The following is an 8052-nucleotide window of genomic DNA, read 5'->3' as shown; positions in this document are numbered from 1 at the left end:
GAAATAACCCTCCGAAACCTCATAACCTTATTCATCTGCCAATGCCTGTTGCTTGATTGGGTCAACCGGAGTTTCTTCAACTTCGCTGAGAATTTGTTCCAGAATATCGGAATCCATCTGCTCGGCTTGTTGAACGATTATTTGTTGCGACAGTTGAGCGATGGTGGGATGGGTAAAAAATACATTCAAGGGGATGCGGACTCCAAAAGCTTGGCGCATCCGCGAGAGGGCTTGACTGGCCAGTAAGGAATGTCCGCCCAATTCGAAAAAATCGTCATGAACGCCCACGCCGTCGATGCCCAACAATTCTTTCCAAATGCCGCATAGCGTTTGCTCGATTTCGTTTCCCGGCGGCGCATAAGGTTGGCTCATGGAAGGCCGCGCATGGGCTGACGTTATGACGGCTTTCTCCTTAATCGCAGCGGAATAGTACTGTCTCATCCGGCTTTCAAAATCGCAGGTGGAAACGATAGCGCGCGGCAGGCCGCTGGCGAGGATGCGATCCAAGGCGTCGATGCCTTCATGAGGAAATATCCCCATTTTTAATCGCTCGGCGTGGGCGGCGCGCAGTTCCTGGGGCAGGAAAGCGTTTTGCGCCATACCCGCCTCCCGCCAAGTATCCCAGTTAATGGAAACGGCGTGAGGAAATTGGCTGGCGAAGGCGTCCATGAAGGCGTTCGCTGCGCAGTAATCCGCTTGGCCGAATTCTTCCAAGATCGCCGTTACCGACGAGAAGAGGACGAGAAAATCCAAATCGTCGTTTTTGAATAGATCGGCCAGAATCGCCGTTCCTTCTATTTTAGGCGCCAGAACTTTGGCCATCGCTTCCCGCGTCCGGCGTTGGATCATTCCGCCCGAGGGGACGCCAGCGGCGTGAAAGACGCCGTGAATAGGACCGAATGCGGCCTTCGCCTGTCTAATGGCTTCCGCCATTTGTTGCGCATTGCCTGCATCGGCGCGGAGAATAAGAATTTTCGCTCCCACATCTTCCATAGTTTGCAGTCGCCGGATTTTTCGGCTGATCCCATCGTTCTCGTTATGCTCCGCCAGCCATTGGCGCCATGTTTCCCGAGATGGAAACTCCGAGCGTCCTATCAGGATCAACTTGGCTTGTTGCGTAGTCGCCAAATGTTCCGCTATCGCAAGTCCCAAGCCGCCCAGTCCGCCGGTAATGAGATAGACGCCTTCATGCCGCAGCCGCGTTTTGCCTTCAACGGCGGGTAGGTGCACTGGTTCGTAAGAAGCAATCCACCGATGATGGTTTCTATAGGCGGCGATTCGATCATTGGAATTGGAAATAATTTCGGCGGCGATTCGATCGGCGAGTTCTTTCTCGCGCCAATCGCCGGATGAGGGAAGAAGCATATCCACGCTGCGGCATCGGATGCGGGGATATTCTTGGGGAATGACTTTCACCGGCCCAAGCGCCGCCGCTTTCTGCGGATAAATGGCGCTTTCGCCGCCTATTTCGTGCATATTGTTGGAGAGAACGGCGATTTCCATATCCCGATCTATATCTAATTCTCCTAAGGCTTGCGCCAAATAAATCAAACTATAAAAACCCAGTTTTAAAAAATCTTTTTCGGTTTTGTCGCTATCCACTAACCATGCGTGAACGATTTTATCGGGAAAGATATCCTGTCGAATCAGGTCGTCCAGCAATGCGACATAATCGCCGCAAACATCGGGATTGAGAATATAACCGCCATCGGCGCTCTTGTTGAATCTGTTTCCGCTTTTTATGCGAATGACCTCCGCTCCCTTTGCCTGCAAGCGTTTTATCAATAATTCCATAATAGTATTTTCATCGGTGAAAAGCAAAAGCCGTTGATGGGCGCAATTGCAAGATTCGGGCGCTAAGGTTTGCTTCCAAGATGGAAGATAGAACCAGTCCGCTATATCAGGTTTTTTTTCAAGGATAGTCATTGACTCTTGTTTCTTATTTTCCTGCAAAGCGGGAGGATCGATCCAGTATCGCTGGCGTTCGAATGGATAGAATGGCAAAGAAACGACGCGCCGTTTTTCATTGCGGTAAAAACCTCGCCCATCGAAGGCAACGCCCGACAACCATAAGCGTCCTGCCGTCGTCATCAAGAACGCCTCGTCGGATTGACGGTCTATATGATGCGGCAGCGAACTTAATATGACGCGCGCGCCGCTCGAATCCGGATGGCGCAAAGCCAGTGACGCCAAGGTTCTTCCCGGCCCGATTTCCAACAGCGCAACATCCGGCTCTTGCAAAAGCGTGGACAAGCCGCTGGAAAAACGCACTGTCCGCCGCAGATGCTGGCTCCAATACTTCGGACTCGCCGCCTCCGGCGCCGTAATCCACTGGCCGGTGACATTGGAAAGATAAGGCATTCGCGGCGAATTGACAGCGATAGATCCAAAGCGTAAAGCAAAGCGGTCAAGAATGGGATCCATCATTTTCGAGTGAAAAGCGTGAGACGTATTCAGCGGTTGGCAGGGCGCATTGATTTTTTCCAGACGGATGCGCAAGGCCGCCATCGCCTCGGCGGGACCGGATAAAACGCAAAGATTGGGCGCATTAACGGCGGCCAAGGCGACATCGCCGTTTAGGTGAGGTTGGAGTTCCTTTTCCGGCAGTGAAACTGCTAACATGGCGCCGCCGGGTTGCTCCTGCATCATCCGCCCGCGTTCCGCCGTCAAAGCCAAAGCGTCTTCCAGCGAAAAAACTCCCGCCAGCCAGGCGGCGGCGTATTCGCCGAGGCTATGGCCGATGGCGGCTTTCGGCTTCACGCCCCAAGACATCCACAATTCCGCTAAAGCGTATTCCAACGCGAAGAGAGCGGGTTGAGCGATAGCGGTTTGCCGCAAGCGCTCCGCCGCCTCGTTTGGATTTTTTTTAGGATAAAGAATATCGCGCAGATCGAGATGCAGCTGCGGACGCAGGATTTCCGCGCATTGATCCAATCGCTCCCGAAATGTTGGTTCGCAACGATATACTTCCGCCGCCATATTGACGTATTGCGAACCCTGGCCGGAAAACATAAAGACGACGGGACGTTCTTTCGCTTCCTTTGTTGATGTAAAAACCTGTTTCGATCCATCTTGGCGCAGAGCATCGGCGGCCTCTTGCGCCGACGAGCAAACTGCAATCCGCCGATGCGCGAACGTCTTGCGCCCGCATGCCAATGTATAGGCCGCATCGGCGATGTTGATCTCGGGATGCGCTGCGAAATGCTCGGCCAGATTGGACGAAGAGGCGCTGAGGGCGGACTCGGTTTTCGCCGAAAGCAATAAAAGATGATAAGGCCGGGAAGGACTGGCGTGTGCAGGCTCCGGCGCTTCTTTGAGTATGGCGTGGACGTTAGTCCCGCCGATGCCGAAGGAACTGACGCCGGCGCGGCGAGGCGTTGGCCCCTCTTCCCAGGGCGATAATTGCGTATTGACATAAAAGGGGCAATTGTTGAAATCGATCTGGGGATTGGGCTGATGAAAATGCAAGCTGGGCGGAATCTCCCGGCGATGCAGCGCCAGCGCCGCTTTCGTCAGTCCTGCAATTCCGGCGGCGCAATCCAAATGCCCGATATTGGTTTTAACCGAACCGATGGCGCAAAAACATTTGCGGGAATCCGTCGCGTCAAAAGCTTGCCGCAGCGCCGCGATTTCGATGGGATCGCCTAGAATGGTACCGGTTCCATGAGTTTCGATATAACCGATGGATTCAGCCTCGATTCCGGCGTCTTGCAAGGCGGCGCGAATCGCCGCCGCTTGACCGTCAACGCTTGGAGCGGTAAAGCCTGCTTTCAACGCTCCGTCGTTATTGACTACTGATCCTTTAATGACGGCGTAGATGCGGTCGCCGTCCGCTAGGGCGTCTTCCAAGCGCTTCAAGGCCGCGATTCCGGCGCCGTTGCCGCCGACGGTTCCTTGCGCCTGGGCGTCGAAAGCGCGGCAATGGCCATCGGGAGAAAGAATCATGCCCTCCTGATGCATATAGCCCGTTCTATGCGGCGTTCGCACAGAAACGCCGCCCGCCAGCGCCATATCGCACTCGCTATTTCGCAGCGCCTGGCAAGCGAAATGGACGGCGGCCAGCGAGGTGGAGCAAGTGGTTTGAATCGTTACGCTCGGTCCCTTAAGGTTTAATTTGTAGGAGACGCGGGCGGCGAGGTAGTCCTTATCGTTGGCGATCATGAGTTGATAACCGCCCAAAGATTGGATCAATTCGCGGTGAGGATAGAGATTGTTTAATAGGTAAGTATTCAACCCCGCTCCGGCGTAAACGCCGATGGCGCCGGGAAAAACGCCGGGATCGCAGCCGCAATCTTCCAACGCTTCCCAAGCGCATTCCAAAAAAAGGCGATGCTGAACGTCCAGGATTTCCGCTTCGCGCGGCGTATAGCCGAAGAACGCGGCGTCGAATTGTTCGATATCTTCCAAGACGCCGCTGGCGCGAACATAGTTGGGATTCCGAAAAATTTCCGGTTCGACGCCCGAAGACAGCAGTTCCTCGTCGCTGAAAAAGGAAATGGATTCTACGCCCTCGCGCAAATTGCGCCAAAATTCCTCGATGGTTTTCGCGCCGGGATAGCGGCAGGAAAGTCCGACGATGGCGATATCGCTGTCTTGGTTTTGCTCGCGGGTAGTTTTTATAATGGAAGCGATGGGATATTCTTGAGGAGATAGATGCTTCGCCAAGGAATAAATTGTGGGGTATTGAAACATCTCCACCATCGACAGCGAGCGCCCAATTTTTTTCTGCAATTCGTTCAATACTTGGCCCAATAGAATAGAATGCCCGCCTATGTCGAAAAAATTGTCATGCACGCCCGCGCTTTCGATATGGAGCAGCTTTTGCCAAATCGAGGCGATGAGTTGTTCCATCTCGCTATGCGGTTTGACGCTATTCGCCGCCTGGTCTGCGTGCGGCGATTCGGGCGCGGGCAGAGCTCGGCGATCTGCTTTGCCGTTGGGCGTCAACGGGATTATTTTCAATGGAACAAATGCGGAAGGGATCATGTAATCGGGCAGACGTTCTTTAAGAAAACGCCGCAATTCGGTGGAGGTCAACGTTTCGCGAGAAACAAAATAGGCGGCGAGATAGGGATCGTTAGGACGTTCGGTTCGTACAGCGGCGATGGCGTCTTGAATAGAATCATATTGCTTAAGTACGCTTTCGATTTCTCCAATTTCGATGCGGAAGCCGCGGATTTTAACTTGATGATCTAGGCGATCCAGATATTCGATGTTTCCATCGGCGAGGCGGCGCGTCAAATCGCCGGTTTTGTAAAGTCTTGCGCCTGGTTCTTCACTGAAAGGATCGGGAATGAATTTTTCCGCCGTCATATCGGGCCGATTCAAATACCCTCTCGCCAATCCAACGCCGCCGATATGCAGTTCGCCGGAGACGCCGATGGGAACGGGCCGCAGTCGGCGATCGAGAATATGGATTTGCGTATGGGCGATGGGTTGGCCAATAGGCGCCGTCCGCTGGCGGCATTTCTTTTGGCAATGATAGTATGCGACATCGATGGCCGCTTCCGTAGGGCCGTATAAGTTGTGCAGTTCGCAAGGCAGTTTTTCATAAAAGAGATTTACCAATTCGGAAGGCAGCGCTTCGCCGCTGCATAGTACGCGCCGCAAGGAATGGCAGTTTTCCAAATTCGGCTGCTCCAAAAAAGCGCGCAGCATGGAAGGGACGAAATGCAGCGTAGTAATTTTTTGTTCTCGTATAATATTGGCAATATAACCATTGTCTTGATGTCCGCCCGGCTTAGCCATAACCAGACCTGCGCCTGTCATGAGAGGCCAGAAAAATTCCCAGACGGAAACGTCGAAACTGAAAGGCGTCTTTTGCAGAACGCGGTCGGTGGCGTCGAGAGGATAGGCCTCCTGCATCCATAGCAGCCGATTGCAGACGCCTTTATGAGTATTCTTCGCGCCTTTCGGTTTTCCCGTTGAGCCGGAAGTGTATATGACGTAAGCAAGATTTTCCGGTACAGTATGATGACTGGGATTAGCTATGGGAAAATGGGATAAACCTTCCTCGTCGCCATCCAAATGGACAATTCGCGTTCCGTCGGGAATCCATTCGGCCGATATCGATTTCTGTTTCAATAAGATCGCCGCCTGGCAATCGCTCATCATGAAAGCCAGGCGATCCGCCGGATAGCCGGGATCGAGCGGAACGTAAGCGCCTCCCGCTTTGAGAATGCCTAAAAGCCCTACGACCATATCCAGCGACCGTTCGGCGCAGATTCCCACGAGCGCTTCCGCGCCAACGCCCAGCGATCGGAGATAATGCGCCAATCGATTGGCGCAGGCGTTCAATTGCGCATAAGTGAGAATTTCGTTGGTGGAGAGAAGAATCACGGCCGCCGCGTCTGGAGTACGCGCCGCTTGATCTTCCACCCAATCATGCAGGCATCGATCCAGCGCATAGTCTTTCCGCGTATGATTCCATTCGATAAGTTTGTTTTTTTCCGTCTCCGTCAGAATCGGCAGTTCGGAAAGGCGGGCTTTTGGATGATCGGCGATTTCCCGCAGCAGGTTTTGAAAATGCCTTTCCAAGCGCTGAATTGTAGAATCGTCAAATAAGACGGTTTTATATTTGATGGCGCCGAATAAGGCTTCTCGCATCTCCGCTTTTTCCAGAATTTCCAACGTAAGATCGAATTGACCCTCCATCTGCGCCAATTCGAAAGGCTGCAAATCAAGGCCGCCCCAATTCACGCAAGCCTCTCCCGGAGTCAGCAGTTGGGCGAATTCGCTGGATTGCGGCGGCTTTTGCATAATGAACATGGTTTGAAATATAGGCGTATGGCTGGCGTCGCGTTGGGGATGGAGACGCTCCACGATCTTGGGAAAGGAGTAATCCTGATGGGCTAGGGCGTCCAAAACGATTCGCCGCGTCTGGCTGAGAAAATCCCCGAAGGAAGGATCGCCGGAAAGATTCGCCCGTAAAACAACGGGATTGACGAAATATCCCACGATTCCAGAGAAATCCGGCTGACTGCGGCCGCTGGCGGGCGAGCCAATGGTGATGTCGTCTTGATCCGTATAACGATGAAGCAAGACTTGAAAGGCCGCCAGGAGAATCATGTAGAGCGTCGCCCCTTGGCTTTTAGCTAATTCATACAGCCGATGAACGATATCCGCGGATAACCGAAAAGCATGAGTCGCGCCTTCATAATTCGGCGTTGGAGAATAAGGCCGATCCGTCGGCAAATTCAACGGCGGAATCTCGCCCGCCAATTGCTTTTTCCAGTAATTCCACTGGCGTTCGCCTTCCGGTCCATCAGTCATCTCTTTCTGCCATTGAACGAAATCCGCGTAGTTTCGTTCCAACGGAGGCAGCGCAGCTTTCTTGCCCGAACGCAAAACTGGATAGAGTTGGCGGAACTCGTGCATAAGAATCCATATCGACCAGGCGTCGCAGGCAATGTGATGGATGACCAGCAAAAGAATATGATCCTGGTCTGAGCGCGTGAATAAATGGACGCGCATCAACGGTCCCCGCTCCAAATCGAATGGCTGCTGATAATGCTCCGCAACCTGCGCGATAAGTTGTTCCTGCGTCCAGCCGGAGACGTCGATTGGTTCGAAGAACAATTCCTGCCGTTCCCGAATGATTCGAACGGGAGTTCCTTCCTGAAGAAAAAATGTGGAATGCAGAGAATCGTGGCGGGAAAGCAAGCATTGAAATGCGCCGCGAAGAGCGGAATCATCGATTGGGGAACGGATGCGTATGGCGTAGGCGGCGTTATAAGCGGCGCTTTCCGGGGCGCTTTGATGCAATAGCCATAGCGCTTCTTGGCCTGGCGTGAGGGAATGCGATGAAGCCGTCTTGGCTTTTTTGCGCAGCAGCTGGGCTAAAATCGCTCGTTTTTCGGACGAAGAAAGATCGCCTAATCCTTTATCGATTTCCTTCATGGTTTTCCCAACATGTAATTGGCGCCAGTTCATTCTGAAAAACAACAATTGATTATTATGAATTTGCGTTTTTCCGGCCCCAAATAAATAATCCTATACTCTTGGCGAAGATTCCATCCAAGCAACGGATTATCTTAATGGTTTCCTTTTCCA

General features: G+C 52.9%; 1 protein-coding gene. It reads right to left on the bottom strand.

Translation table 11 applies throughout. The features are described from left to right. Positions 1-27 precede the first annotated feature (27 nt). Positions 28-7899, bottom strand: a complete 7872-nt coding sequence (locus tag AB1656_04485) for an amino acid adenylation domain-containing protein (GenBank protein ID MEW6234622.1) — start codon at positions 7897-7899, stop codon at positions 28-30. Positions 7900-8052 lie beyond the last annotated feature (153 nt).

The organism is Candidatus Omnitrophota bacterium (assembly GCA_040755155.1).
GTDB lineage: Bacteria > Hinthialibacterota > Hinthialibacteria > Hinthialibacterales > Hinthialibacteraceae > JBFMBP01.
The sequence above is the reverse complement of the archived record's forward strand: the minus strand, read 5'-3'. Positions and strand labels throughout refer to the sequence as shown.

Coding starts and splice junctions, on each gene's coding strand:
- AB1656_04485 (MEW6234622.1), bottom strand. CDS start 7,899: ATGAAGGAAATCGATAAAGGATTAGGCGATCTTTCTTCGTCCGAAAAA.